Here is a 24,505-nt window from a genome sequence, read left to right on the forward strand (position 1 = left end):
GGTGTTCCGCACCTTCATCGGCCAGGGCTACTACGGCACGCTCACCCCGAACGTGATCCTGCGCAACGTGCTGGAAAACCCGGCGTGGTACACCGCCTACACCCCGTACCAGGCCGAGATTTCGCAGGGCCGCATGGAAGCGCTGATCAACTTCCAGACCCTGTGCGCGGACCTGACCGGCATGGAAATCGCCAATGCCTCGCTGCTGGATGAAGCCACCGCGGCGGCCGAGGCGATGACCCTGGCCAAGCGTTCGGCCAAGTCCAGGTCCGACACCTTCTTCGTGCACGACGCCGTGCACCCGCAGACGCTGGAACTGCTGCGCACCCGCGCCGAGCCGATGGGCATCGTGCTGCGCGTGGGCACCCCGGCCGAGGCGATGGAGGCCGAAGCCTACGGCGTGCTGCTGCAGTACCCGGACACCTTCGGCCATATCGGCGACTACAAGGCGCTGGCCGATGCCGTGCACGCGCGTGGCGGCCTGGTGGCAGTGGCGACCGATCTGCTCGCGCTGACCCTGATCGCCGCCCCCGGCGAATGGGGCGCGGACATCGTGGTCGGCAACTCGCAGCGGTTCGGCGTGCCGTTCGGTTTCGGTGGTCCGCATGCGGCCTTCATGGCCTGCCGCGACGCCTACAAGCGCTCGATGCCGGGCCGCCTGATCGGCGTCTCGGTCGATGCGCAGGGCAATGCCGCCTACCGCCTCACCCTGCAGACCCGCGAGCAGCACATCCGCCGCGAGAAGGCCACGTCCAACATCTGCACCGCGCAGGTGCTGCTGGCAGTGATGGCCTCGATGTACGCGGTGTACCACGGCCCGGAAGGCCTGACCCGCATCGCCCGCCGCACCCATCGCCTGGCCGCGATCCTGGCCAGCGCGCTGCGCGCTGCCGGCGTCAACGTGGGCGAGCACTTCTTCGACACCCTGCACGTCAAGGACGTCGACGCCAAGGCGATCCACGCCAAGGCTGCGGCCGCACGCATCAACCTGCGTGCGATCGACAGCGATGCAGTCGGCATCAGCCTGGATGAAACCGCCACCCGCGCCGACATCGTCGCGCTGGGCCAGCTGTTTGGCGCCACCGTCGATGTGGACGCACTGGATGCGGCCACCGCCGATGCGCTGCCGGCCGGCCTGGTGCGCACCAGCGCCTTCCTGACCCACCCGGTGTTCAACACCCACCACAGCGAGCACGAACTGCTGCGGTACCTGCGTTCGCTGGCGGACAAGGACCTGGCCATGGATCGCACCATGATCCCGCTGGGCAGCTGCACCATGAAGCTCAACGCCACCGCCGAGATGATCCCGGTGACGTGGCCGGAATTCGCCAACATCCATCCGCTGGCGCCGGCCGACCAGGCCACCGGCTACAAGGAACTGATCGACGGGCTGGAAGCCATGCTGGTGGAATGCACCGGATACGACGCGGTCAGCCTGCAGCCGAACTCCGGCGCGCAGGGCGAGTACGCCGGCCTGCTGGCGATCCGCGCCTACCACCGCTCGCGCGGTGAGGGCCATCGCGATGTCTGCCTGATCCCCGATTCGGCACACGGCACCAACCCGGCCTCGGCGCAGATGTGCGGCATGAAGGTGGTGGTGACCAAGACCGACGCCAACGGCAACGTCGACCTGGACGACATCCGCATCAATGCGGAGAAGTACAGCGACCGCCTGGCCGCGCTGATGATCACCTACCCGTCCACGCATGGCGTGTTCGAGGAAGAGGTGGTGGAAATCTGCGAGATCGTGCACAAGCACGGTGGCCAGGTGTACACCGACGGCGCCAACATGAACGCCCTCGTCGGCGTGGCCAAGCCCGGCAAGTGGGGCTCGGACGTGTCGCACCTGAACCTGCACAAGACCTTCTGCATTCCGCACGGCGGCGGCGGCCCGGGCGTGGGCCCGTGTGCGGTGAAGTCGCACCTCGCGCCGTTCCTGCCCAAGGTGCTGGGCGGCGAAGGCGACGTCGGCATGGTCAGCGCGGCCAGCTTCGGCAGCGCCTCGATCCTGCCGATCAGCTGGATGTACATCACCCTGATGGGCACCGCCGGCCTGCGCAAGGCGACCCAGGTGGCGCTGCTCAACGCCAACTACATCGCCAAGCGCCTGGCCCCGCACTTCAAGACCCTGTACACCGGCCGCAACGGGCTGGTGGCGCATGAGTGCATCCTGGACGTGCGTCCGCTGGAGAAGACCTCCGGCATCGGCGCCGAAGACGTGGCCAAGCGCCTGATCGACTTCGGCTTCCACGCCCCGACCCTGAGCTTCCCGGTCGCCGGCACGCTGATGGTGGAACCGACCGAAAGCGAGTCGCTGCACGAACTGGACCGCTTCATCAACGCGATGATCCAGATCCGCGAGGAGATCGCCGCGATCGAAGACGGCCGCCTGGACCGCGAGGACAACCCGCTCAAGCATGCCCCGCACACCGCCGCGGTGGTGTCGGCCAGCGAGTGGTCGCACGCCTACCCGCGTGAGCTGGCCGCCTTCCCGCTGGCCAGCCTGCGCCAGCAGAAGTACTGGCCGCCGGTGGCGCGCGTGGACAACGTGTACGGCGACAAGAACGTGATGTGTGCGTGCATCCCGGTGGATGCGTACAAGGAAGACGAGGGCGTGGAGGTCTAAGCCTCCCTGCCCGGCTGCAATGAAGAACGGCCCGCGCAAGCGGGCCGTTTTTGTTGGCGGTGTGCGCGGGGGCCGGCCAGCGGCCGGTACTACCCGCTCAATCGATCTGACGTTTGGCGCGCACGCGTCGGGCGATTTCGCTGCTGATGGCGATCACCGCAGTCAGCGCGGCCATCGACAGGAACTGCAGGCGGGTGTGCGATTCGGACAGCAGCAGGCCGAAGATCAGCGCGAGAACGCCCAGGCCGATCACGGTCAGGTAGGGGTAACCGGCCATGCGGAACGGCAGGCGGGTGCCATCACGGTTGGCGCGATGGCGCAGGATCAGCTGCGACAGCAGCGAGATGGTCCAGACCAGCAGGCAGGTGGAACCGACGATGTTGAGCAGCACCGGCAGCACCTTGTCCGGGAACAGCAGTTCCATCACGGTGGCGGCGAAACCGAACAGCACGCTGGCCAGCACGGCGATGATCGGCACCTGGCGCGGGTCTGCCCAGCCAAGCACCGCCGGTGCCTCCTGGCGCTGGGCCAGCGAATACATCATGCGCGAGGCGCCATACAGGTTGGCGTTGAGCGCCGACAGCAGCGCGATCACCGCGATCAGTGTGATCGCCGTAGCCGCACCCGGGATGTTGGCGACCTGCAGCACCGCGGCGAACGGCGACTTCAGCGCCTCGCTGGTCCACGGCACCACGGCGATGATCACGCTCAGCGAGCCGATGTAGAACACCAGGATGCGCCAGGCCACGGTGCGGATGGCCCGCGCGATGCTGCGCTCGGGATCTTCGGTTTCCGCCGCGGCCACCGCCACGATCTCGGTGCCACCGAAGGCAAACACCACCACCAGCAGCGCCGCCCCCACGCCGGCCAATCCCTTGGGCGCGAAGCCACCGTGTCCGGTGAAGTTGGACAGGCCCGGCGAGGCCACGTCCGGCAGCCAGCCCATCAGCAGCGCGATGCCGATCAGGATGAAGCCGACGATCGCCACGACCTTGAGGATCGCGAACCAGAATTCGAATTCGCCGAAATTCTTGACCCCGAGCAGGTTGATCGCGGTGAAGAACAGCATGAAGGCCAGCGCGGCCATCGGCACCGGCACCACCGGCCAGGCCGTGGCCAGCAGGCCGGCCGCACCCACCGCTTCGGCAGCGATGACGATCACCAGCTGTACCCACCACAGCCACCCCACCGTGGCCCCGGCCGTGGCGCCCATGGCATCGGCGGCGTACACCGAGAACGCGCCACTGGTCGGCTTGGCGGCAGCCATTTCGCCCAGCGCGTTCATCACGATGATCACCAGCGCACCGGCGACCAGGTAGGACAGCAACACCGCCGGCCCTGCGGCCTGCACGCCCACGCCGGAGCCCAGGAACAGGCCGGCGCCGATCGCGCTGCCCAGGCCCATCATGATCAGCTGGCGGGGTTTGAGCGCGTGGCCCAGGCGGGTGTCGGCAGGCGCGGTGGCAGGCGTCGGAGTCTGGGATGCGGGCATCGGAATCGCAGGCGGGCAACAGGTGCGACACGATACCCTGTCCAGCCGGCCGGCGGGATAGGCCACAAGGCCCGCCCCGGCTCAGGTTTCGGCGCGCTCGCCGATCTGCGCCCGGTAGCCGCGCGGGGACAGCCCGACCTCGGCCTTGAACTTGCGGGTGAACGCGCTCTGGTCGGTGAAACCACAGGCCTGGCCGATGCTGGCGATGCTGTCCGCCCCGTGCAGCAGGTGTACCGCCATCTGGATACGCAGCCGGGTCAGTACCTGCTGCGGGGTCATCTGGAACACCTTGCGGAACGTGCGCTCCAGCTTGGACAGCGAGAAGCCGGTGATGTCCAGCAGGGTCTGCATGCGCACGTTCTCGGCGTAATGCGCGTTCAGATGCGCCAGCGCCAGCCGCAGCTGCTCGTACTGGGTGCCCAGGCTGTCCTTCTGGCCCAGGTCGCGCGAGATGCCGATCAGGCCCTTGATCTGCCCGTCCACGAGCAGCGGCCGCTTGCAGGTCAGGCACCAGCCCGGCTCGCGGTTGGCGAACAGATGCAGTTCCATCAGGTTCTCGATCACCTTGCCGGCCAGCACCTGCTCGTCCTGGGTGGCGTAGTCGGCGCCCAGCCCGGTCGGATAGATCTCCGCGGCGGTACGCCCGATCACCTCCTTGCGCGACTTCAGCCCGAGCCGACGCAGCATGGTCTGGTTGATGTGCGTATAGCGCCCCTCACGGTCCTTCATGAAGAACAGCACGTCGGGAATCGCATCGAACAGGGCTTCGATGTCGGCAGGTTCAACGCGCATGCGAGGGCGGGCGGCAGGTGGACACCCGCCAAGGATACGCGCCCTGCCCCGCGCGACCCAGCGCGGCATGTGAAGCGCGGGTGCAAGCGGCGGCCGAATTGAGCACCGACGATTAACGGCGGCCGCGCCAGTGTTGGGCATTGCCTTCCCGCCAGCACGGAGCCGCCCATGGCCGCCAGCAAGCCCCGCACCAAATCCACCCCTCCCGCCGACAGCCGTGGCCAAGGCGACGAACTGCACCAGCACGCCGGGGGCGGCCATCCCGCGCTTACCACCAACCAGGGCATCCCGGTCGGCGACAACCAGAACTCGCTGCGCGCCACCCCGCGCGGACCCAGCTTGCTGGAAGACTTCATCCTGCGCGAGAAGATCACCCACTTCGACCATGAGCGCATCCCCGAGCGCATCGTGCACGCGCGTGGCAGCGCCGCGCACGGCTATTTCGAACTGACCCGTTCGCTGCAGGAATTCACCCGCGCGCGCGTGCTCACCGAGGTCGGCGTGCGTACGCCGGTGTTCACCCGTTTCTCGACCGTGGCCGGCGGTGCCGGTTCGGTGGACACCCCGCGCGATGTGCGCGGCTTCGCGGTCAAGTTCTACACCCGCGAAGGCAACTGGGACCTAGTGGGCAACAACATCCCGGTGTTCTTCATCCAGGATGCGATCAAGTTCCCCGACCTGATCCATGCGGTGAAGATGGAACCGGACCGCGCCTTCCCGCAGGCGGCCAGCGCGCATGACACGTTCTGGGACTTCATCTCGCTGATGCCCGAATCGATGCACATGATCATGTGGGCGATGAGCGACCGCGCCATCCCACGCTCGCTGCGGATGATCGAAGGCTTCGGCATCCACAGCTTCCGACTCCTCAATGAAGAAGGCGAATCGACCTTCGTCAAATTCCATTGGCGGCCGAAGCTGGGCATCCAGTCCACGGTGTGGGACGAGGCGGTCAAGCTGCAGGGGGCCGACAATGACTTCCACCGCCGCGACCTGTTCGAAGCGATCACCGCCGGCGACTTCCCCGAGTGGGAGCTGGCGGTGCAGCTGTTCAGCGAGGAGGACGCCGAGGCCTTCCCGTTCGACCACCTGGACCCGACCAAGATCATCCCCGAGTCGCTGGTGCCGCTGACGGTGATCGGGCGGATGGTGCTGGACCGCTGGCCGGACAACTTCTTCGCCGAGACCGAGCAGGTAGCCTACTGCCCCGCCAACGTGCCCCCGGGCATCGACTTCAGCAACGATCCGCTGCTGCAGGGCCGCCTGTTCTCGTACCTGGATACCCAGCTGAGCCGCCTGGGCGGGCCCAACTTCCACCAGATCCCGGTCAATGCCCCCAAGTGCCCGTTCGCCAACCATCAGCGCGATGGGCACATGCAGATGGGCATCCCGAAGGGTCGCGTCGCCTACGATCCGAGTTCGCTGCAGGATGACAGCCCGCGCGAAGTGGTCGATGGATTCCCCAGCCACGCCACCGCGCCCGATGACGGCGTGAAGGGACGCGTGCGTGCCGAGAGTTTCGCCGACCACTACAGCCAGGCGCGGATGTTCTTCCGCAGCCTGGAAGCACCCGAGCAGGCGCATCTGGCCTCGGCGCTGGTGTTCGAGCTGTCCAAGGTGGAAACGGTCAAGGTGCGCGAGCGCACGGTGAGCCACCTGCGCAACATCGACGAGTCGCTGGCCAAGCGCGTGGCTGCCGGGCTGGCCATGCCCGCCCTGCCCGAGCCCGCGCCGACGGCGACGCCGGCACAGGATTTCCCGAAGGCGCAGGAAGTGCGCGTGATCGGCCGCACCAAGGACCTGCTCAAGGGCCGCTGCATCGGCATCCTGTTCGACGAGGGCTCCGATGCGGGCTTGATCAGCAACCTGCGCAAGGCTGCCGACAAGGCCGGTGCCAAGGTCAAGCTGGTCGCGCCGAAGATCGGCGGCGGCAAGCTCAGCGACGGCAAGGTGCTTGCCGCCGATGGGCAGCTCGCCGGTACGCCGTCGGTGGTGTTCGATGCGGTGGCGGTGGTGCTCAGCACCGAGGCCGCCAAGCGCCTGCAGAAGGAATCGGCCGCCGTGGATTTCGTCGCCGACGCCTGGGCCCACCTAAAGGCGATTGCCGCCGATGAAGGCGCGCAGGCGCTGCTCAAGGCCGCCCGCGTGGGCAACGATGCCGGTGTGGTGGAGGCCGAAGACGCCAAGGGCTTCCTTGCGGCGGCGGCGACGCGGCAATGGGCGCGTGAGCCGAAGGTACGCACCCTGGCTTGATTCCCTTCCATCCCTCACAGGAGACATCCCATGCCGCGTGGTGACAAATCCAGCTACACCGACAAGCAGAAACGCCAGGCCGAGCACATCGAAGAAAGCGAGAAGGAACAGGGCCGCGGCGAGGACGCGGCCGAGCGTATCGCCTGGGCCACCGTCAACAAGCAGGATGGGGGCGGGAAGAAGCGTGCGCCGGTGAAAAAGGCCGCCACCAAATCGACGGCGAAGCCGACCTCCACCACGGTGGCCAGGAAATCGACCGCCAAAAAGACGGCGAAGAAAGCGGTGGTGAAGAAGGCGGCCAGCAAAAAGACCGTGGCGAAAAAGGCGGGGACGGCGGCGAAGAAGACAACGACGAAGTCGGCCACGAAGAAGGCGACGACGAAGAAGGCAACCACGAAGAAGACGGCGAAGAAATCCGCCACGAAGAAGACCGCCGCAAGGAAGACGCCTGCGAACAAGGCAGCGGCAAAGAAAGCCCCCGCTCGCACAGCCACGAAGAAGGCCGCAACGAAGAAGACCGTGGCCAGCAAGTCGACAAAGAAGGCCGCAACCCGGACCGCGCGCAAGACCGCCACGCGGGTGCCTGCGAAAAAGGCTACCCGCTGAAGCCATGACCGGATGCGGCAGCCGTGCGCTGCCGCATCCGCTCCGTGCGCCGGCCCGCGGTCCGCGCGCGTCAACCTCGGCGTGACGACAGTCGCCCTTCCTGCAGACTGCAGGCACGGGGTTCTTCCGCACCACCTCCCCACCGAACGCAGGCGCCTGGTCGCAGCGATCGGCACGGCGTCTGCGCGATGCTGCCCAACAGCATCGCCGCACAGGCCTGATCGCGCAGGCCGGCCATCAGCAACGCGATGGGGCACGCGGCATTTCTGGCATGGCGCTTGCATCGACACACTCGGGTCGATCTGAAGGGCGGCAGCGCAATCACCGCACTGAATGATTAATTGGCAACGCCGATAAAACCGCTAGAATCGCCGCCGTCGCGACCCGCCGGCGGCAGTGCAATGGGGAAACACGTGCACCTGGGCACGGTCGGGGCAGCACCGTTGCACGTGCAGCAGCAACCGGCGTTGCTGCCGCTGAACACACAGCAGTGGAACAGGGAAGCCGAGGCAGGCGGCGCGCGGGTGCGCGCAGCCTGCGCGGTGTCATTCGTGGATTGATTCAGGGGAGAACTGCATGTCGGGGTCTACATTTTCCCATCCGCTGCTGCGGATGCTGGGTTGGCTTGTCCTGTTGGCAGGCGCGGCGTGGTCGGCACAGGCCGCACCGGTGGAAGTGGTGTTCAGCAGCAACGCGGGCATCGGGGGAACCTATGCACAGGACGGACAGGGAGGATCGGCCGACGTACCGGGCCTGACCCTGCAGGTCTTCAACGCGAGCAACGCCGCGGGCACTCCCGTACCGGGCATCACCTGGAAGGACAACACCTGGTTGGCCAGTGGTGACAACAGCTGGTCGGGCCTTACCCACACCGAACAGGACGGCCTGGTCGGAATGGTGGTGCGCTCGGCCAACGGCAGCAACTTCTCCATCACCTCGTTCCGCTATTACAACTGGGGCGCGGACACGGACAACACCTACGTGGTCGAAGGCTACCTCGACGGAGCCCTCGTAGGAACACGTAATTTCTCCATTCCGTTCGCCATGCGCAATCCCGTTACGATCACCCTGCTCCCGGCGGCGTTCCGCAATGTGGACGAGATCCGCATCCGCCTGACCGGTGGTGGCACCGATCCCGGAATGCGCACCTGGCATTCAATCAACAACATCATTGTCGAACCGATCAATACCGCACCCACCGACCTTTCCCTGAGCGCAACGTCGCTCAACCAGAGCGCCGGCCAGAACGGGGTGACAGGCACCTTGAGCACTACCGATGCCGACGCGGGCGATGTCTTCACTTACAGCCTGGTGAGCGGCAGTGGCGACACCGGCAACGCGCAGTTCAACATCCAGGGCAACGTGCTGCGCGCCAACGACGCGCGCAACCTTCCCGCCGGCAGCTACAGCGTGCGCGTGCGCAGCACCGACAGCGGCGGAGCCAGCGTCGAGAAAGCGTTCACCATCACCGTCACCGACGACCTTGCGCCGAGCGTCAGCAGCATCGCCCTCAGCGGTTCGCCCGCGCCAACCGCCAGCAGCGTGGCCTATCTGGTGACCTTCAGCGAAGCGGTGGTCACGCCCTCCAGCGCCGACTTCATCCTGACCGCGACCGGTTCGGCGGCTGGCACGGTCGGCACCATCACCGGCACCGGCAGCAACGTGCTTACCGTGGCCGTGGACAACATCACCGGCACCGGCACCCTGCGCCTGGACCTGAAGGCCGCTTCCGGGATCACGGACACCGTCGGCAACGGCAACATTGCCGCCTATTCCAGCGGTGCGGCCCACACCGTGGCCATCCCCACCGCGCCCGGCGCACCCGGCATCGGTACGCCCACGCCCGGCAACGGCCAGGTGTCGGTCGCCTTCACGGCACCGGCCAGCGATGGCGGCTCGGCGATCACCGGTTACACCGTGACCGCCTCCCCGGGCGGCTTCACCGCCACCGGTGCGGCCTCGCCACTGCTCGTTTCCGGATTGAGCAACGGCACCGCCTATACCTTCACCGTGACCGCGACCAATGCCAGCGGCACCAGCGCCGCCTCCGCAGCATCGGCGGCGGTGACGCCCAAGGCGGCGCAGACCATCAGCTTCGGCAATCCCGGCACACAGAACTTCGGCACCTCACCCACCTTGACCGCGAGCAGCAGCGCCGGCCTGCTGGTGCGCTTCAGTTCCGCCACCACCGGCGTGTGCACGATCACCAGCGGCGGCACGTTGACCTTCATCACCGGCGGCACGTGCAGCATCGACGCCAACCAGGACGGCAATGCCAGCGTCGCGGCGGCGCCGCAGGTCAGCCAGACGTTCAGCGTGGCCGCCGTGGTACCCGGCACCCCCACCATCGGCACCGCCACCGCGGGTGACAGCCAGGCCACGGTGACGTTCACCGCACCGGCCAGCAACGGCGGCGCCCCCATTACCGTCTACACCGTGACGGCAAGCCCCGGCGGCATCACCGCCACCGGTATCGGCTCGCCGATCATCCTCACCGGCCTGAGCAACGGCACCGCCTACGTCTTCACCGTCACCGCAACGAACAGCGCGGGCACGGGCGCGGCGTCGGGCGCCTCCATGTCGATCACCCCGGCGGCGGCGCAGGTCATCACCTTCGCCAACCCGGGCGCGCAGAACTTCGGCACCACGCCGACGTTGAGCGCCACCTCCAGTTCCGGGCTGGCCCCGACGTTCACCTCCACCACCACCGGGGTATGCACCATCACCTCGGGCGGCATGCTGACCTTCATCAGCGCCGGCACCTGCAGCATCCAGGCCAACCAGGCCGGCGATGGCGGTTACCTGCCCGCCTCGACCGTTACCCAGGCCTTCCAGGTCAATGCCGTCGCGCCGGCCGCACCGGGCATCGGTACCGCTACGCCCTCGGGCACCGGCGAGATCGAGGTGAGCTTCACCGCGCCGGCGTCCAACGGCGGCAGCGCGATCACCGGCTACACGGTGACCGCCACTCCCGGCGGCATCACCGCCACCGGTACAGGCAGTCCGGTCCGGGTGACCGGCCTCACCGTCGGCCAGTCCTACACCTTCACCGTCACCGCCACCAACAGCGCCGGCACCGGCCTTGCATCGACCGCATCCAATGCCGCCACCGCCGCCGATGCGATCGTGGCCAATGCATCCAGCGCCACGGTGGCATACGGCATGGCCACGCCGATCACGCTGGATATCGGCGGCATCGCCACCAGCGTCAGCGTGACCAGCCCGGCCGCCCACGGCGTCGTCACGGTCAACGGCATCACGGTCTCCTACACGCCCGCCGCTGGCTATGCGGGCCCGGATGCCTTCAGCTATCGCGCGACCGACGGCAATACCACCTCGGCCGCCGCCGTGGTGAGCGTTACCGTGTCCCCGCCCACGCTGAGCCTGGCGCCGACCACCCTGGTGGCCGGTACGGCCGGCAGCAGCTACCAGCAGGCCCTGACCACCAGCGGCGGCGCGGCGCCTTACACCTATCAGGCCCTCGGCCCGCTGCCGGCCGGCATCACCCTGGGCGCCAACGGTGAATTCAGCGGGACCCCGACCACGGCCGGCAGCTATGGCATTCCCGTGCAGGTGACCGACAGCAGCACCGGTACCGGCCCGTTCACGGGCACCCGTACGTACACGCTGGTGGTCGCTGCACCACAGATCGCCTTCTCCGTGCCCAGCCTGCCGCAGCCGTTCACCGCGGCCAGCTACAACCAGCGGCTGCAGGTCTCCGGCGGCGCGGCGCCGTATACGTTCGCGGTCACCGGTGGAGTGCTGCCGACCGGGTTGACCCTGGCCAGCGACGGCCTGTTGTCGGGCGCGGCGGCAGCAGCCGGCAGTTATGCCTTCGACGTCACCGTCACCGATGCCAACGGCTTCACTGCCAGCCAGTCCTTCACCATGGTGGTGATCGAAGCGGCGCAGCAGATCAGCGCGTTCGTTGCCAACCCGACCGCGCCGACCTACAGCGTGAACGGTCGCTTCGCGGTCTCGGCCACGGGCGGCGCCTCCGGCAATCCCGTCGTGTTCGCCACCACCACCCCGACGGTATGCCGCGTGGACGGCAACACCGTGCTCATGCTGACTGCCGGGCGCTGCAGCCTGACCGCCAACCAGGCAGGCAACGCGCAGTACCAGGCCGCCGCCCAGGCCACGCTTGACGTGGATATCACCGCCGCCGTGCCGGTGCTGCAGTGGGCGCAGGAGCTGCAGAAGCTGTACGGCGAAGCCGCGTTCGACCTGATCGATCCGGTCAGCCCCAGCCGTGGCGGCTTCAGCTACAGCAGCAGCGCACCGAACGTGGCCAGCGTGCAGGGTCGCACCGTCACCCTGCACGGCGAAGGCGTGGCGATCATCACCGTCACCCAGGCCGCATCCGGTGGTTTCGCCCCCGGCAGCGCACAGCTGCGCCTGACCGTCACCCAGCGCCCCGACCCGACCCGCGACCCGGGCGTGGTCGCCGGCGTGCAGGCACAGGTGGATGCCAGCGTGCGTTTCGCCAGCGCGCAGCAGTCCAACATCCGCGACCGTCTGCGCCAGGTGCGCAGTGGCGACAACGGCTCCAGCAACCAGCTGGCACTCGGTTACGCCGGCGGCCGCGATCGCCCCGGCCTGGCCATGCCGTTGGCTCCGATGCAGGCGGCACCGTGGCCTTCGTTGCCGACCGGCTGGGGTCTGTGGGCCTCGGGCAACGCCACGTTCGGCGATGGCGACCGCAGCAGCAGCTACGCCTTCCACACCGACGGCCTCAGCGTCGGCCTGGACCGCGCGGTGGGCGAGCGCCTGCTGCTGGGCGTGGCCGCCAGCCTGGCGCGCAACGACAGCAAGATGGATGGCAGCGATTCGCGGGTGGAAGGCCGGCAGCACTCGCTGGCTGCCTATGGCCTGTGGCGCAGCGGCGAGCACCTGTTCGTCGACGGCGTCATCGCCGGCGGCGCGCTGGACTTCGATACCCGCCGCTGGAGCAATGACGTGGATGCCTTCGCACGCGGCAGCCGCGATGGCGACCAGTGGTTCGGGTCACTGGCCTTCGGTTATGAGCACCGCAACGCCGGCATGACCCTCACCGGCTACGGCCGCGTGGAAGCCAGCCGCACCACGCTCGATGCGTATCGCGAGACCGGTCTGGACCTGTACGACCTCGACTACCGCCGCCAGGTGGTGCGCAACAGCGCGGTCGCACTCGGGCTGGAAGGTGCCTACGTGGCCGGCGACGGCGAAGGCCGCGTGCGTCCGTTCTGGAGCATCGAGTACCGCCAGGCGATCGACGACAAGGGCGCGGCCTACCTCAACTACGTGGTCGGCCCGCGTGCGCATGACTATCGCCTGGATATGCAGAGCTACAACGACAACGCGCTGTCGGTCGCCGCCGGCATGGACGTGCGCCTGCAGCGCGGCTGGTTGCTGTCGCTGCTGCTGGGGCATGAGCAGACGCGCGGTTCCAGCCGCGCCAGCAGCGTGGGACTGCGCGTGAGCTACGGCGGTGCGGGCGGCGGCGTGGGGGCCGGTGCGATGGGGGCCGCCGATGCAGAGGGGGCCGCCCGCGGCACCCCGCCACGCTGCCCGCCGCGTCGCTGTGACGCCGGCAACGCGGCCGCACGGTAAGCCGCCGCCGTTGCAGACCGGCCGATCCTCTACGGGGTCGGCCGGTCGTGGTTCCACCACGGGTTGACGCCCGCCATGATGCATCGGCGATACTCGCGGCACGCCGCAGGACGCGGCGATCGAGGAACGATCATGCGCAGCGCTTCGCTATTGGCCATGCTGGCCTTGTTGTTGCCGGGTACCGTGATGGCCCAGAGTGGCTGGCGCGACGCCGACGGCAAACCGATGCCGGACACTGACGCGGCCCGCTCCGAAGGCGGCTTCGCCGCGTCGCTGTTGATCACCGACGATGCCGACTGGCAGAAGAAGTGGGAGACCCCGCCGGAGAACACGCCCACGCTGGGCGGCGCCGACAGCGTCGGCCCGGGGGGCGAGCTGTACGTGCTCACCCTGCTGTCCAATCCGATGCTGGATGCGAAGGGCGAAACCAACGTCGTCTGCGATCTGGACATCCAGCGTCCTGACGGCAGCCATGGGGCGCAGCACCGGCAAGTGCCCTGCTTCAACACGCGGCTGCAAGGCGATCCCACCCTGGTGTACATGACCAGCATCGCGGTGAAGATGGTGGTCGAACCCGATGATCCGAAGGGCGTCTGGACCGTGCGGGTGAAGGTCAAGGACGTCAACCGCGGTGTCGAGCTGCCGTTGCAGTCCAGCTTCGAGGTGCGGGATCGCTGAGACCCCGTTTCGGCATCTGGCCAGTTCCGCCATAGCGCGTTCCCCGCGCAAGCCACACATGATCCGGATGCAGCGGCGTCCTGCCGCCGCACCCTCCCTCCGGTGGATCAGGCCGCGCGCCGCGCCGCCACGCGCACCGCACTGCCCTGCTCCAGCTTGAACACCGCCACCGATTCGATCAGCGCGTGTGCCTGTTGTTCCAGCGCGCGGCTGGCGGCTGTGGCTTCTTCGACCAGTGCCGCGTTCTGCTGGGTCACCTGGTCCATCTGCACCACCACCTGGTTGACCTGCTCGATGCCGGCCGCCTGTTCCTTGGTGGCCGCGGCGATGTCGCTCATCAACTGATTGGTGCGCGAGCTGGCCTGGGTAAGGCGCGCGATGGCCGCTTCGGATTCCACGGTGACGCTCAGGCCGGTCTTGACCTTCTCGCTGGATGCGTCGATCAGGTCCTTGATCTCCTTGGCGGCCGTGCCGGCACGCTGTGCGAGGGTGCGCACTTCGCTGGCGACCACGGCGAAACCGCGACCGTTCTCGCCGGCGCGCGCCGCTTCGACGGCCGCGTTCAACGCCAGGATGTTGGTCTGGAACGCGATGCCATCGATCACCGAGGAAATCTCGCCGATGCGCGCCGAGGAGGTGTCGATCTCGCTCATGACCCTGGCCATCTGCGCGATCGCCTGCTCGGTGGCGCGTACCGCGGCACCGGCCGCGTGCGCTTCGTGGTCGGCCTGGTTGGCCAGTTCGGCGTTCTGGCGCACGGTGGAGGTCAGCTCTTCCATCGAGGCGGCCGCCTCTTCCAGGTTGGCGGCCTGCTGTTCGGTGCGGCGCGACAGATCGTTGTGGCCGGCGGCCAGTTCCTGCGCGGCGTCGTTGATGCTGCCGGCCGCGCCCTGGATCTGCTGGACGATGCCGGTCAGCTGCGCGGCGGTGACAGTGGCGTCGTCGCGCATCTGCGCGAACACCCCTTCGTAATGACCGCTCATGCGCGAGGTCAGGTCACCGGTGGAGATCGCACGCAGCACCTGCGACAGGTCGGCGATGCTCGACTGCGAACTGGCCATCATGCCGTTGAGGTTGGCGACCATCGCGCGGAACTGGAACTGGAACGCGGCCTCATCGCCACGCACGGAGAAATCGCCGGCACGCGCGGCGCTGGCCAGCGTGTCGATCTGCTGGTTGATCGCCATCAGGCTGGCCTTGACCGTGGCCATGGTCCGGGTCAGCAGGGCCTTCTCGCCCGGATAGCTGTCCAGGTCGCGACTGAGGTCGCCGACGGCATAGTCGGCCATCACATCGACCATATGCGACTGCACGGCCACGTGCGAGCCCACCAGTTCGTTGGTGGCGCGCAGCATGCGGCCGTAGTCGCCCGGCAGTGCGTCGGCATCCATGCGGTAGCGGATCGCACCGGCTTCGTGCTGCTGCGCCATCTGCAGCTGGGCGGTGATCGCGGCCTGCACGTTCTGGCGCACGCTGCCCATCGCATCGCCGAGCAGGGTCAGCTCATCACGTCCGCCGAGGCGGAAATCCTGCTCCAGTTCGCCCTTGGCCATGCGGTCGGCGAGCCTGACGGCACGCGCCAGCGGCCCGGTCAGGCTGCGACCGATCAGGACCGAGGCGGCAATGCCCACCAGCAGCGCGATGCCGCCCAGGACCAGCAGTTGCAGCAGCGTGCGCTCGCCCAGGCGGATCGCTTCGGCGGCGGCCTGGCGGCTTTCCTTTTCCTCGTAGGCCACACCCTCGGCGAGCGCCTTGTTCCAGCCGCTGGCCGCTTCCTGCACCGGGCCCAGGGTCAGCGCGACCGCGCCGGCAAAGTCGCCCTGCGCCATCAGTTCGCTGGTCTGCTTGTTCAACGGGCGCGCAATGGCGCGCCTGGCGGCAATGGCGGCACCGATCTGCTTGCCCTGCGCATCGCCCGGCAGCGCCTGGTAGGCGGTCCAGCTGGCCTCGTAACGCTTGACCAGGTCGGCGATGCGCGCCTCGTCGGCGTCACGCTCCTGGCCCTGGCGGATCAGCATCTCGCGGCGCACGACCATCATCTGGTTGTTGGCGTCGAGCATCTCCGAGAGCAGGCGCACCTTGGCCACGCCCACCTCGACCACGTCCTGCATCGCGTGCTTCTGCACGGCGCTGCCGGTGGCACCGGTGGCAACCACGGCCGCGACCAGCAGCAACAACAGGCCAAAGCCCGTACCTAGACGCCAGACGACGCTGACCTTCCTCAACAAATCCATGACTGCATCCAAACGTGGGGGGTGCCGGGTTATCGGCCCACGCGGAGGTGTTCTTGATCACGCAGCCTTAACGGAACGGTGACGGTTCACGTTGGGGACGTCCAGGTGGTGGGCGCTCCCTTCCCGTTCTACCCGATCTGGGTAGGGTCGTACCCAAATTGGGTATGGCGGCAAGCCAAAACGAAAAAGCCCCGCTCTCGCGGGGCTTTTCGATGCTGCGTTACGCATGGCCGGTTGGCGTTGCCGAGCATGGCTCGGCACTACCTGCCGGGCCGGCTCAGGCGAACGGGTCCTGCAGGACCATGGTGTGGTCGCGGTCCGGGCCGGTGGAGACGATGCTCACCGGGCAACCGGCCAGCTCTTCCAGCGCGCGCAGGTAAGCGCGGGCGGCCGGCGGCAGGTCGTCCCAGTTGGTGATGCCGTGGGTGTTCTCGGTCCAGCCCGGGAACTCCAGGTACACCGGGGTGCACTCTTCCCAGCCCTGCGCGTCCAGCGGCGCGTATTCGGTGCGCTTGCCGCGGTATTCGTAGGCGATGCAGACCTTCAGCTTTTCCATGCCGTCGAGCACGTCCAGCTTGGTGATGCACAGGCCGCTGATGCCGTTGATGGCCACGGCGCGCTTGAGCGCGACGATGTCCATCCAGCCGCAGCGACGCGGACGGCCGGTCGAGGCGCCGTACTCGGCACCGCGGTCGCGGATGCCCTGGCCGACTTCATCGTCCAGCTCGGTCGGGAACGGGCCGCCGCCGACACGGGTGGCGTAGGCCTTGGCGATGCCCAGCACGTAGTCGATCGCGTCCGCGCCCACGCCGGCACCGGCCAGTGCACCGCCAACGGTGGTGTTGGAGCTGGTGACGTACGGGTAGGTGCCGTGGTCGATGTCCAGCAGCGCGCCCTGGGCGCCTTCGAACAGCACGCGCTTCCCCTGCTTGCGCAGGTCGTGCAGGATGCCGGCGACGTCGGACTTCATCGGCTCGACGTATTCGCCGAAGGCCAGTGCTTCGTCGTAGGTCTTCTGGAAGTCGACCGCGTCGGTCTTCAGGTAATTGGTCAGCACGAAGTTGTGGTAATCCAGCGCGGTGCGCAGGAGTTCTTCCAGCTGGGCCGGGTAATGCAGGTCGGCGATGCGGATGCCGCGACGCGCCACCTTGTCTTCGTACGCCGGGCCGATGCCACGGCCGGTGGTGCCGATCGCCTTGCCGCCGGCAGCGCGTTCGCGCGCCTGGTCCAGGGCGATGTGGTACGGCATGATCAGCGGCGCGGCCGGGGAGATCTTCAGGCGCGAACGCACTTCCACGCCGGAGGTTTCCAGCTCGGCGATTTCCTTCTGCAGCGCGGCCGGGGAGATCACCACGCCATTGCCGATCAGGCACAGCGCGTCGGCACGCAGGATGCCCGACGGGATCAGGTGCAGCACGGTCTTCTTGCCATTGATGACAAGCGTGTGGCCGGCATTGTGGCCGCCCTGGAAGCGCACGACGGCGCCGATTTCCTCGGTGAGCAGATCGACGATCTTGCCCTTGCCTTCATCGCCCCACTGGGCACCCAACACGACAACTGACTGACCCATGACGGGTAACTCCTTGCTTTTGTGCGGCCATCGGGGCCGCGGGTTTGGGACCATGGCCGGGCGCGGACCATCACGGGATGGCGGGCTCCAACGGGGAGCGCGCCGGCAATGGGGTGCCCAGACACGGAAAAAGCCGAACGAGTGACTCTGAAACAGAGTGCCCGTCCGGCTTTTGTGCATTATCCGGGTTTCCGGTGGGGGTTGCCACCCCGGGAACCGCCGGCTTCATCCCCCGTTGTCCTGCCGGCCGCTGGCCGGCTCCGCGGGCATGGTGGGGAGCCGGCCAGCGGCCGGCACTACCGGATCTGGTGAGCGGCTGGCACTGCCTAGTGTTTGAGCCACCACAGCGTGGTCAGCCCGGCCAGCAGGATCGCCCCGCCCCAGGTGCGCAGCGCGGCACTGCGCAGCATCAGCAGCTGTTCGACCATGCGTTTCCAGGCCAACGGGGCGGCGAACAGGAACAGGCCCTCGAGGATCGCGACCAGGCACAGGGCGGAGAAAAGGTCGTTCATGGCGCTCCAAATGAAACGGGGACCCGGTCTGCACCGGGTCCCCGTGGGCTGCTACCGCCTCCGACCTCAGCGATCGCTCTTGAGGTACTGCAGGAACGGGTCGTTCTTGTCGAGCACGATCACGCCGTTGCCGTCGGCCATGGAGCCACGATAGGCCTCCAGGCTGCGGTAGAAGGCATAGAACGACGGATCGGCCGAACCGGCCTTGCCGTAGATCCGCGCGGCTTCGGCATCGCCGGTACCGCGCATCTGCTGGGCATCACGCTCGGCTTCGGCCACGATCACGGTGCTGTCGCGGTCGGCCTGGGCACGGATGGTCAGCGACTGCTCTTCACCCTCGGCGCGCAGCTTGGCCGCTTCCTGCTTGCGCTGGGCGCGCATGCGCTCGTACACATCGTTGATCACCTGGCTGTCGGTGGGCAGGTCGATCTGCTTGATGCGCAGGTCGATGATCTGCATGCCCAGGTCCTTGACCGACTTGTTGATGCCGGTCAGCTGGTTGGCGATCAGTTCGCTGCGATCACCGGACACCAGCTGCTGCAGCGTGCGCGAGTTGATCTGGTTGCGCAGCGAGTCGGTGATGATCGGGGCCAGGCGCGCATTGGCCACGGTGGCGTCGCCGCCGGTGGCACGGTAGTAGTCGCGCACGTCGGAGATGTAACCGATGGCGAAGAAGTCGACGCTGACGTCCTTCTGCTCGGCGGTGAAGTAACGCGCCGGCGCGGTGTCGAGCACCTGGAAGCGACGGTCGAACACCCGCACCGTTTCCACCAGCGGCACCTTGAAGTGCAGGCCCGGCTTGATGTCCGCGCGCACCACCTTGCCCAGGTTGAGCACCATCGCGGTCTGGTCTTCGCGGACCACGTACACCGAGCCCAGCAGGGCCAGCAGGGCGGCCACGGCCAGCCCGATCCAAAGGGAACTCTTCATCGGCTGACTCCTTCACGACCGGTGGGGCGGGTGGTCGGACGTTCGGTGTTGCGCACGCCATCCACCGGCGTGCTGGCCGGCAGCGACGGCAGCATCACTTCCGGGGTCACGGGCGGGGCAGCCGGGGCGGCGGCACCGCCACGGGTGTCGGCCGGCATCGGCACGTAGATCAGCTGGCGGCCATCGCCACCGATGATCTTGCGGTTCTGGCCGAGCACCTGCTGCACCGTTTCCAACCAGAGGCGCTTGCGGGTGACTTCCGGGGCGTCCTTGTACTGCACCTGCAGCAGGCTGAAGCGCTCGGCATCACCCTGCGCCTTGGCGACCACGGCCTGCTTGTAGCCTTCGGCGGTGGTGCGCGCACGCGAGGCCTGGCCACGCGCTTCGGGCACGACCTTGGCCGCGTAGGCCTGGGCTTCGTTGATCAGGCGTTCCTTGACCTGCTGGGCACCGTTGACCTCGTCGAAGGCCGGCTTCACCTCCTCCGGCGGACGCGCATCGGGCAGGGTCAGGCCGGTCACCGACAGGCCGGTGCGGTAGGCCTTCAGCGAGGCCTGCAGGCGCTCTTCTGCAACCACGGCCAGCGGGCCGCGGTTGTTGAGCACGGTGTTGAGGTCGGCACGACCGACCTGCTCGCGGACCGCGCTCTGCGCCGACTGCTCCAGCACCTGGTCGGCCGAGACCGAGCCGAACAGATACAGGCGCGGATCGTCGATGCGGTACTGCACGTTGACCGAGACGTTGACGATGTTCTCGTCACGGGTCAGCACCGGTACCTGGCTGCTGAAGGTCTTGATCTGGGTGGCGTTGACCTTGTTGACCGACTCGATCGGCCAGGGCAGCTTGAAGTTGGGGCCGGGCTGCAGGATCCGCGAGAACTGGCCGAAGCGCAGCACCACGCCGCGTTCCTGCTCGCCGATCAGCTGGAAGCTGGAGAACAGCAGCAGCAGGACCGCCGCAACGCCCACCCAACGCAGGATGCCGCCATCGAACAGGTCCTTGAGTGGCCCGGGGAAACCGCCCCAGCCGCCGCCATTGCCGCTACCGCGAGGTCCAAACGGCCCCCGTCGATTCTCGTCGGGACCTTGTCCGCCCTTGTTGCCGCCGGGTGTATTCCAGGCCATGCACGCTCCATCAGTGAAAGGTTGCCTGCGGGTCATTCCGCACCGTCAACCGTAAATCCTGCTCGATTCTACAAGATGGGGCGGATCGACAGGATTGGAAGGGCCAGGCGGCAGCGGGGCGCGATTCATCCCCCTGCCCCGTGCCCGCCCGGGCACCGGCCGGGTCGGAGCGGGTAAGGTGTTGCCTCCCTCCTCGTCAGGCATCTTCATGGCTATCCCCGCCCGGTTCAACGCCTTCCGCATCCACCAGGACGACCGCGGCCACCACAGCGGCATCGAAGCGATGGGGCTGGAGCAGCTCAGCCCCGGCGAGGTGGTGATCCGCGCGCAGTGGTCCTCGGTGAACTACAAGGATGCGCTGGCCGGCACGGGCAAGGGCCGGATCCTGCGCCGCTTCCCGCTGGTGGGCGGGATCGACGTGGCCGGTACGGTGGTTGCCTCGACCGATCCGGCGTTTCGCGAGGGCGATGCGGTGCTGGCCACCGGCTGCGGGCTCAGCGAGACCCGTGACGGCGGCTACAGCCAGTACGTGCGGCTGGAATCGAGCGCGGTGATCGCCCAGCCGAAAGGCTTGAGCCCGCGCGAGGCGATGGTGCTGGGCACCGCCGGTTTCACCGCCGCGCTGGCGCTGCTGCGCATGACCGACAACCGGCTCACGCCCGCGCATGGCCCGCTGGCGGTGACCGGCGCCACCGGCGGGGTCGGCTCGCTGGCCGTGGACATCTTCAGCCGCGCCGGCTTCGAGGTGCACGCCATCAGCGGCAAGGCCGACCAGGTGGACTACCTGCGCGGTCTCGGCGCGCGCCAGGTGCTGCCGCGCGAGGCACTGGGCACGACCAGGCCGATGGAGTCCACGCGCTTCGGGGGCGGCCTGGACAATGCCGGCGGCCCGATGCTGGCCAGCCTGCTGGCCCAGACCGTGCCCTACGGCAGCGTGGTCAGCGCCGGCCTGGCCGCCAGTCCGGCGCTGGACATGACGGTGATGCCGTTCATCCTGCGCGGCGTTTCGCTGCTGGGCGTGTCGTCGGCGGCGGCACCGCGCGGGCTGCGCGAACAGGTCTGGGAGAAACTCTCCGAGGCGTGGAAGCCGCGCCACCTTGACGCAATCTGCACGCGCGAAGTCGGCCTGGACGACTTGCCCGATGTCTTCGACACGATGCTGGAAGGCGGTTCGCGCGGGCGTACCGTGGTGCGGATCGACTGAGCGTCGCAGGCAGGCGACGGACGGCAGGCCGGATGCTTCCGGCCTTGTGCGCGCAGCACTACACTGCGGGCATTACATGGGGAACAACATGGCACGCATTCTGATCGTCGACGATTCACCGTCGCAGCTGCTGGGGATACAGCGGATCGTCGAAAAGCTCGGGCACGAGATCCTGACCGCCACCGATGGCGCGGCGGGCGTGGAAGCGGCCAAGGCGCAATTGCCGGACCTGGTGCTGATGGATGTGGTGATGCCCAACCTCAACGGTTTCCAGGCCACCCGCACGCTGGCGCGCGATGCCACCACCAAACACATCCCGGTGATCCTGGTGACCACCAAGGACCAGGACACCGACCGCATGTGGGGCATGCGCCAGGGTGCCAAGGCCTACATCACCAAGCCGTTCTCCGAGGACGAACTGTCCGAAGTGCTGGAGCGGGTCTTCAGCAACCAGGAACCGCCGGCGGCGTAAGCACGGCGGTGCGGTCACCCGACGGGATTGTGGTTGCCGGCCAACGGCCGGCACCAGGCGCTTACACTTTTTCGCCGAACGCCTTGGCCAACGCCTTGTAGGCCTTCTTCTGCGCTTCTTCGGTCGGGGCCGGGGCGACGATCTCCAGTTCGACGATCTGATCGCCATCCGGGTTGCCCGGCAGGCCGCGACCGCGCAGGCGCAGCTTGCGCCCGGCATCGGACTCGGCCGGCACCTTCAATTCCACCGAGCCGCCCAGCGTGGGCACGCTGATGCTGGTGCCCAGCGCGGCCTGCCAGGGCGTCACCTGCAGGGTGTACAGGATGTTGCGGCCGTCCACCTCGAACTGCGGGTGCTCGGCGTACTCCACTTCCAGCAGCAGGTTGCCGCCGCCGGTGCCCTGCCCGGCCAGGCGGATCACCTGGCCCGGACGGATGCCCTTGGGCACGCGCACATCCAGCTGCTTGCCGTTGACGTTGATGCGCAGGCTGTCGCCCTGGTGGGCCGCTTCCAGTGGCACCGACAGCTTGGCGCGGGTGTCACGCGTGGGCTGCGGGCCCTGGCTGGCACCGCCGAAGCCACTGGCGCGGCCACCACCGCCGCCGCGCTGACGCGCGAACAGGCTTTCGAAGAAATCGCTGAAACCACCGCCGCCGGCACCGCCGCCGAACACTTCCTCATAGTCGAAGCCCTGCCCACCGCCGTAGTTCGGCGGCGCATGGAACTCCTCGCCGGGCCGGTAGCCCTGCGCCTTGAGCTGGTCGTAGGCAGCACGCTTCTGCGGGTCGCGCAGCGCTTCATAGGCCTCGTTGACGGCCTTGAACTTGTCTTCCGCGCCGGCCTCCTTGCTGACATCGGGATGGTACTTGCGCGCCAACCGGCGGTAGGCGGTCTTGATTTCCGCATCGCCCGCACTCGGTTCCACCCCGAGCGTGGCGTAGTAATCCTTGAATTCCATCGATACACCTCGAATAAGTTCGGTCGCCCGCGCCGGCGGACACCGTCCCGACAATTCTAGCGGCTGGCGCCGGCCGTGCCGTGACGCCCCGGCATGATCCTGCGCAATGCGCCCATGCCGCGGGGCGCCCATGCTGGCCCCGGCTGCACCGCGCTGCCGTTGAAATGGGTCTGCCACGCCGGTTTTCAACGTTTTGACACCGCCATCCCATCCCGCTCACTACGCTGGACGCGTCCAAGGAGTCCGCATGACCATCCAAGCAGGCGACCGCATACCCGAAGTCACCCTCAAGCGCATCCGCGAGGGCATGGAGACCATCGACACCCATGCCCTGTTCGACGGCCGCCGCGCGGTGCTGTTCGGGGTGCCCGGCGCGTTTACCCCGACCTGTTCGGCCCGCCATCTGCCCGGCTACGTGGAGCACTTCGCCGATTTCCGCCACCGCGGTATCGACGTGTTCTGCATGGCGGTCAACGATCCGTTCGTGATGAAGGCCTGGGGCGAAAGCCAACACGTGCCCGATGGCCTGCAGATGCTGTCCGACGGCAACGGCGAATTGACCCGCGCGCTCGGCCTGGAGATGGATGCCAGCAGCTCGGGAATGGGCCTGCGCTCGCGCCGCTTCGCGCTGTATGTCGAGGACGGCGTGGTGCGGCAGACCTTCATCGAGGAGCCCGGCCAGTTCGAGGTGTCCTCGGCAACTTACGTGCTGGCGCATCTGCCCAGCTGAATCCACGCAACAAAGGAACCCGGCCAGCCATGTCAAAGCCAGCCAAGCAGAACCCCAACGCCTCCACCACCACCGCCGAACGCGCCGATCCCTCGCGACCGCCGGGCATCAGCGATACCGCCACGCTGCGCGCCAAGGCTCGCCAGGACATCGAGGACGGCGCCATCACCGACAGCTACAGCGCCGACCGCAAGGCGGTGATCAAGCTGCTCAACGACGCGCTCGCCACCGAGTACGTGTGCGTGCTGCGCTACTACCGCCATTACTTCATGGCCAAGGGCATGCTCGCCGATTCGATCAAGGCCGAGTTCCTCGAACACGCCCAGCAGGAACAGGCGCACGCCGGCAAGCTGGCCGAACGCATCGTGCAGCTGGGCGGCGAGCCGGACCTCAACCCGGACACGCTGACCCGGCGCTCGCATGCCGAATACAAGGAAGGCAAGAACCTGCGCGACATGGTCCGCGAGAACCTCATCGCCGAGCGCATCGCCATCGACAGCTATCGCGAGATGATCAATTTCGTCGGCGACAAGGACACCACCACCAAGCGCATCCTCGAAGAAATCCTGGCCCAGGAAGAGGAACACGCCGACGAGTTCGCCGATCTGCTGGATGGCTGGATCGGGGAATAACACCGGCTGCAGCCCCCCGGGGCAACCCGCCCCGGTAGTGCCGGCCGCTGGCCGGCTCGTCGCACGATCCAGATGGACTGCGGAGCCGGCCAGCGGCCGG

General features: G+C 67.8%; 17 protein-coding genes. 9 read left to right on the forward strand and 8 right to left on the reverse strand.

Annotated elements, in window-relative coordinates:
* Positions 1–2,626: aminomethyl-transferring glycine dehydrogenase (gene gcvP, locus RTO53_RS11905; RefSeq protein ID WP_312237986.1), on the forward strand; the 2,626-nt coding region annotated here is incomplete at its 5' end.
* A gap of 97 nt (positions 2,627–2,723) precedes the next feature.
* Here gcvP and RTO53_RS11910 read toward each other — a convergent pair.
* Together RTO53_RS11910 and RTO53_RS11915 are read right to left on the reverse strand one after the other, a co-directional pair.
* Positions 2,724–4,118, reverse strand: a complete 1,395-nt coding sequence (locus RTO53_RS11910; RefSeq protein WP_312237987.1) for an amino acid permease — start codon at positions 4,116–4,118, stop codon at positions 2,724–2,726.
* A gap of 81 nt (positions 4,119–4,199) precedes the next feature.
* Positions 4,200–4,910 (reverse strand): AraC family transcriptional regulator, encoded by a 711-nt coding sequence (locus RTO53_RS11915; protein ID WP_312237988.1) that lies wholly within the window; start codon positions 4,908–4,910, stop codon positions 4,200–4,202.
* 168 nt (positions 4,911–5,078) lie between these two features.
* On the opposite strand from RTO53_RS11915, the gene RTO53_RS11920 reads away from it, so the two are divergent.
* The 4 genes from RTO53_RS11920 to RTO53_RS11935 all read left to right on the forward strand — a co-directional run bounded on the left by RTO53_RS11920 (position 5,079) and on the right by RTO53_RS11935 (position 14,039).
* Positions 5,079–7,163, forward strand: coding sequence for a catalase (locus RTO53_RS11920; protein WP_312237989.1), 2,085 nt, complete (start codon positions 5,079–5,081; stop codon positions 7,161–7,163).
* Positions 7,164–7,193: 30 nt separating this feature from the next.
* A complete protein-coding gene (locus RTO53_RS11925; protein WP_312237990.1) occupies positions 7,194–7,769 on the forward strand; it encodes a HupB in 576 nt (191 codons plus the stop codon).
* A 576-nt stretch (positions 7,770–8,345) separates the two neighbouring features.
* The gene (locus RTO53_RS11930) at positions 8,346–13,361 is read left to right on the forward strand and encodes an autotransporter domain-containing protein (protein ID WP_312237991.1); all 5,016 of its coding nucleotides are present in this window, start codon (positions 8,346–8,348) and stop codon (positions 13,359–13,361) included.
* Positions 13,362–13,493: 132 nt separating this feature from the next.
* A complete protein-coding gene (locus tag RTO53_RS11935; protein WP_312237992.1) occupies positions 13,494–14,039 on the forward strand; it encodes a hypothetical protein in 546 nt (181 codons plus the stop codon).
* Between the two features lie 107 nt (positions 14,040–14,146).
* Here RTO53_RS11935 and RTO53_RS11940 read toward each other — a convergent pair whose 3' ends face one another.
* The 5 genes from RTO53_RS11940 to hflK form a co-directional block, all read right to left on the reverse strand.
* Positions 14,147–16,273 carry a methyl-accepting chemotaxis protein gene (locus tag RTO53_RS11940; protein ID WP_312237993.1) on the reverse strand — a complete coding sequence of 709 codons (2,127 nt, stop codon included), beginning with the start codon at positions 16,271–16,273 and terminating at the stop codon, positions 14,147–14,149.
* 277 nt (positions 16,274–16,550) lie between these two features.
* On the reverse strand, positions 16,551–17,843 hold the full coding sequence (locus tag RTO53_RS11945; RefSeq protein WP_038686937.1) for an adenylosuccinate synthase: 1,293 nt from the start codon (positions 17,841–17,843) through the stop codon (positions 16,551–16,553).
* Between the two features lie 326 nt (positions 17,844–18,169).
* Entirely contained in the window at positions 18,170–18,355 is a 186-nt protein-coding gene (locus tag RTO53_RS11950; RefSeq protein ID WP_312237994.1) for a DUF2065 family protein, read from the reverse strand.
* 66 nt (positions 18,356–18,421) lie between these two features.
* On the reverse strand, positions 18,422–19,285 hold the full coding sequence (locus tag RTO53_RS11955) for a protease modulator HflC (protein ID WP_256775785.1): 864 nt from the start codon (positions 19,283–19,285) through the stop codon (positions 18,422–18,424).
* Positions 19,282–20,409 (reverse strand): FtsH protease activity modulator HflK, encoded by a 1,128-nt coding sequence (gene hflK, locus RTO53_RS11960; protein WP_312237995.1) that lies wholly within the window; start codon positions 20,407–20,409, stop codon positions 19,282–19,284. Before hflK ends, RTO53_RS11955 begins: the two co-directional genes overlap by 4 nt.
* A gap of 208 nt (positions 20,410–20,617) precedes the next feature.
* Between hflK and RTO53_RS11965 the strand changes: the two genes are divergently transcribed.
* Both RTO53_RS11965 and pilH read left to right on the forward strand, forming a co-directional pair.
* On the forward strand, positions 20,618–21,613 hold the full coding sequence (locus RTO53_RS11965) for a YhdH/YhfP family quinone oxidoreductase (protein ID WP_312237996.1): 996 nt from the start codon (positions 20,618–20,620) through the stop codon (positions 21,611–21,613).
* 88 nt (positions 21,614–21,701) lie between these two features.
* Complete coding sequence (gene pilH / locus RTO53_RS11970; RefSeq protein WP_256775788.1) at positions 21,702–22,085, forward strand: twitching motility response regulator PilH; 384 nt, start codon at positions 21,702–21,704, stop codon at positions 22,083–22,085.
* A gap of 61 nt (positions 22,086–22,146) precedes the next feature.
* Here the strand turns inward: pilH and RTO53_RS11975 are convergent, their stop codons facing one another.
* Entirely contained in the window at positions 22,147–23,043 is an 897-nt protein-coding gene (locus tag RTO53_RS11975; RefSeq protein WP_312237997.1) for a DnaJ C-terminal domain-containing protein, read from the reverse strand.
* Between the two features lie 247 nt (positions 23,044–23,290).
* Between RTO53_RS11975 and RTO53_RS11980 the strand changes: the two genes are divergently transcribed.
* The gene (locus tag RTO53_RS11980; protein WP_312237998.1) at positions 23,291–23,773 is read left to right on the forward strand and encodes a peroxiredoxin; all 483 of its coding nucleotides are present in this window, start codon (positions 23,291–23,293) and stop codon (positions 23,771–23,773) included.
* Positions 23,774–23,802: 29 nt separating this feature from the next.
* On the forward strand, positions 23,803–24,405 hold the full coding sequence (locus RTO53_RS11985; protein ID WP_312237999.1) for a ferritin-like domain-containing protein: 603 nt from the start codon (positions 23,803–23,805) through the stop codon (positions 24,403–24,405).
* Positions 24,406–24,505 lie beyond the last annotated feature (100 nt).

Origin of the sequence: Stenotrophomonas sp. (assembly GCF_031995405.1) — a bacterium.
Lineage (GTDB): Bacteria > Pseudomonadota > Gammaproteobacteria > Xanthomonadales > Xanthomonadaceae > Stenotrophomonas.

What these genes read in the sequence shown, in the direction of transcription:
- RTO53_RS11910 (WP_312237987.1), bottom strand. Translation starts at nt 4,118, where the DNA reads ATGCCCGCATCCCAGACTCCGACGCCTGCCACCGCGCCTGCCGACACC.
- RTO53_RS11915 (WP_312237988.1), bottom strand. Translation starts at nt 4,910, where the DNA reads ATGCGCGTTGAACCTGCCGACATCGAAGCCCTGTTCGATGCGATTCCC.
- RTO53_RS11920 (WP_312237989.1), top strand. Translation starts at nt 5,079, where the DNA reads ATGGCCGCCAGCAAGCCCCGCACCAAATCCACCCCTCCCGCCGACAGC.
- RTO53_RS11925 (WP_312237990.1), top strand. Translation starts at nt 7,194, where the DNA reads ATGCCGCGTGGTGACAAATCCAGCTACACCGACAAGCAGAAACGCCAG.
- RTO53_RS11930 (WP_312237991.1), top strand. Translation starts at nt 8,346, where the DNA reads ATGTCGGGGTCTACATTTTCCCATCCGCTGCTGCGGATGCTGGGTTGG.
- RTO53_RS11935 (WP_312237992.1), top strand. Translation starts at nt 13,494, where the DNA reads ATGCGCAGCGCTTCGCTATTGGCCATGCTGGCCTTGTTGTTGCCGGGT.
- RTO53_RS11940 (WP_312237993.1), bottom strand. Translation starts at nt 16,273, where the DNA reads ATGGATTTGTTGAGGAAGGTCAGCGTCGTCTGGCGTCTAGGTACGGGC.
- RTO53_RS11945 (WP_038686937.1), bottom strand. Translation starts at nt 17,843, where the DNA reads ATGGGTCAGTCAGTTGTCGTGTTGGGTGCCCAGTGGGGCGATGAAGGC.
- RTO53_RS11950 (WP_312237994.1), bottom strand. Translation starts at nt 18,355, where the DNA reads ATGAACGACCTTTTCTCCGCCCTGTGCCTGGTCGCGATCCTCGAGGGC.
- RTO53_RS11955 (WP_256775785.1), bottom strand. Translation starts at nt 19,285, where the DNA reads ATGAAGAGTTCCCTTTGGATCGGGCTGGCCGTGGCCGCCCTGCTGGCC.
- hflK (WP_312237995.1), bottom strand. Translation starts at nt 20,409, where the DNA reads ATGGCCTGGAATACACCCGGCGGCAACAAGGGCGGACAAGGTCCCGAC.
- RTO53_RS11965 (WP_312237996.1), top strand. Translation starts at nt 20,618, where the DNA reads ATGGCTATCCCCGCCCGGTTCAACGCCTTCCGCATCCACCAGGACGAC.
- pilH (WP_256775788.1), top strand. Translation starts at nt 21,702, where the DNA reads ATGGCACGCATTCTGATCGTCGACGATTCACCGTCGCAGCTGCTGGGG.
- RTO53_RS11975 (WP_312237997.1), bottom strand. Translation starts at nt 23,043, where the DNA reads ATGGAATTCAAGGATTACTACGCCACGCTCGGGGTGGAACCGAGTGCG.
- RTO53_RS11980 (WP_312237998.1), top strand. Translation starts at nt 23,291, where the DNA reads ATGACCATCCAAGCAGGCGACCGCATACCCGAAGTCACCCTCAAGCGC.
- RTO53_RS11985 (WP_312237999.1), top strand. Translation starts at nt 23,803, where the DNA reads ATGTCAAAGCCAGCCAAGCAGAACCCCAACGCCTCCACCACCACCGCC.